The organism is Hydrogenophaga sp., assembly GCF_041633695.1.
GTDB lineage: Bacteria > Pseudomonadota > Gammaproteobacteria > Burkholderiales > Burkholderiaceae_C > Hydrogenophaga.
This window is the reverse complement of the sequence record NZ_JBFJMY010000551.1, coordinates 1-2,477: the sequence shown is the minus strand read 5'-3', so window position 1 is coordinate 2,477 and position 2,477 is coordinate 1. Positions and strand designations below refer to the sequence as shown.

The 2,477-nt window shown below is 62.3% G+C and carries 3 protein-coding genes; all 3 read left to right on the top strand.

Features of this window, described 5'->3' with window-relative positions:
• Positions 1-184 precede the first annotated feature (184 nt).
• Positions 185-556, top strand: a complete 372-nt coding sequence (locus ABYB95_RS21545) for a PilZ domain-containing protein (RefSeq protein WP_372661761.1) — start codon at positions 185-187, stop codon at positions 554-556.
• 79 nt (positions 557-635) lie between these two features.
• A complete protein-coding gene (locus ABYB95_RS21540) occupies positions 636-1,457 on the top strand; it encodes a TatD family hydrolase (RefSeq protein ID WP_372661758.1) in 822 nt (273 codons plus the stop codon).
• Between the two features lie 50 nt (positions 1,458-1,507).
• Positions 1,508-2,143, top strand: coding sequence for an ankyrin repeat domain-containing protein (locus ABYB95_RS21535; RefSeq protein WP_372661755.1), 636 nt, complete (start codon positions 1,508-1,510; stop codon positions 2,141-2,143).
• The last annotated feature ends 334 nt before the right edge of the window (positions 2,144-2,477 follow it).

The following is a 2,477-nucleotide window of genomic DNA, read 5'->3' as shown; positions in this document are numbered from 1 at the left end:
CAGGAAGCCTGGGCGGCCCACACGCGCCAGCTGTTTCAGCGCCAGGGGCGGGCGCCGGCAGCGGTCGCCCGGGCTTGAATGGCGATTTTGTGCAAAACAATGTGCACATTTTGTGGTTTGGGCTGCGGGTGGCCACGGCCGCCGCCTTGTTGAATCTGTCTGCTTGCCGCTAAACTCGGCTTTCATGAGCACCTCTCCACCCCCATCGGCCGCCGCTGCACGCCCCAGCGTGATCCAGCTCTCCATCAAGGAGAAGGCCGCGCTGTATGCCGCTTACATTCCTTTGTTCGCGGATGGCGGGATTTTCATTCCGTCCTCGCGCGACTACCGTCTGGGCGACGACGTGTATGTTTTGCTGAGCCTGCCCGACGACCTGCAGCGCTATCCGGTGGCGGGCAAGGTCGCCTGGGTCACACCGGCCAAGGCGGCCGCCGGGCGCACGCAGGGCGTGGGTATCCGTTTTCCAGCCGATGAAAAATCGCGCCTGCTCAAGCTCAAGATCGAAGAAATCCTGGGTTCGCACCTGGCCTCGGACCGCCCGACGCAGACCATCTGAGCCGTTTTCTGTCCCGCGCCAGCGGGCAGCCCGGTGCAGCGCTGGCCGCTGCACCTTCCCCGATCCGACCCCCAACCGCATGTTCACCGACTCCCATTGCCATCTGAGCTTCCCCGAGCTGCGGGCCCAGATCGACGAAATCCAGCTCGCCATGGCGCAGGCACAAGTGACTCGGGCCTTGTGCATTTGCACCACGCTGGAAGAGTTCGAGACCGTGCATGGTCTGGCGCTGGCCCACGCGAACCTCTGGTCGACCGTGGGTGTACACCCCGACAACGAAGGCGTGCAAGAGCCCAGCCTGGACGATTTGCTCACCCGGGCGGCCCGCCCACGTGTGGTGGGCATTGGCGAAACCGGGCTCGACTACTACCGCCTGGGCGAGCGCAGCGTGGCCGACATGGCCTGGCAACGCGAACGCTACCGCACCCATATCCGGGCCGGTCGGCAAACCGATCTGCCCTTGGTGATCCACACCCGCAGCGCTTCTGAAGACACATTGGCCATCCTGCGCGAAGAGGGCGGTTTCGAAGGCGCGAGCGATGCGAGCACCGATCTACCCCGTTCGCGCGGGGTGTTCCATTGCTTCACCGAAACCGAGCACGTGGCCCGTGCTGCACTGGAGCTGGATTTTTATATTTCCTTCTCCGGCATCATCACGTTTCGCAACGCCGCCGACTTGCGCGACGTGGTGCGCTTTGTGCCGCTGGAGCGCATGCTGATCGAAACCGACAGCCCGTATCTGGCCCCCGTGCCTTTTCGCGGCAAGACCAACAGCCCGGCCTACGTGCCGCACGTGGCGCGGCAAATCGCGGAAATCAAGGGCATCACGGTGGAGGCCGTGGCCGATGCCACCAGCACCAACTTCGATCGCCTGTTCGCTCGGGTGAAGGATTTATCCTAATGAATCACTTTAGAAAAATAAAACAATCTATTGTTTTATATGCATTTGTTTTGCTTCTTGGGTTTGCAGCCCAGGCCCGTGCCAACGCCTTTGACGATTTTTTCACCGCCATCAAGCGCGACGATGCCGCCACCTTGCAGCTGCTGAACCTGCGCGGTTTTGACCTCAACACCCGCAACGAAAAGGGCGAGTGCGCCTTGTTCCTGGCCTTGCGCGACGGCTCGCTGAGCGCGGCCAACTACTTGCTGAGCCAGCCCGACGTGAAGGTGGAGTTGCGCACAGCCAAGGGCGAGAGTCCGCTGATGATGGCGGCGCTGAAGGGGCATCTGAGCCTGGTGCAATTGCTGATCGAGCGCAAGGCGGAGGTCAACAAGCCGGGTTGGACGCCGCTGCATTACGCCGCGACCAACGCCGAGCCGGGCAGCGCGCAAGTGGTGCGTCTCTTGCTGGAACACCACGCCTACATCGACGCCGAGTCGCCAAACAAGACCACACCGCTGATGATGGCCGCGCACTACGGCCATCCCGCCGTGGTCAAGCTCTTGCTCGAAGAGGGCGCAGATCCCCTGTTGAAAAACGAGCAGGGGCTCTCCGCCATCGACTTTGCCCACCGGGCCAACCGGGCATCGTCCGCAGAACTCATTGGCGCATTCGTGCGCGCCAAAAGACCCGCCGGCAAGTGGTGATCGGCAGCCGGTCGCTCGGTCGCGATCCGGCTTGCTGAGACCTTCGCTGGCCTTGCCGCCGACAAAATGTCGGGTGACAAGGCCTAAATTACGTGCAAATACGTAAGCGACACCCGCGTTTTTTCGCATCCAATGGCATCGGTACTTCTATTTCCGTTGCGGCTTCGCCCGGAGACGAGGCCGCGTTCACCCCTGCAGAGAGACAACATCATGAAAAGCAAACATTACCAAGACATCCTGGGCGGCCTGGCCCTGGTTGCTCTGGGCGCATTCGCGGCCCTGTACGCCCAGCAGTACGAAATGGGCGACCTCAACCGCATGGGCCCTGGCTACT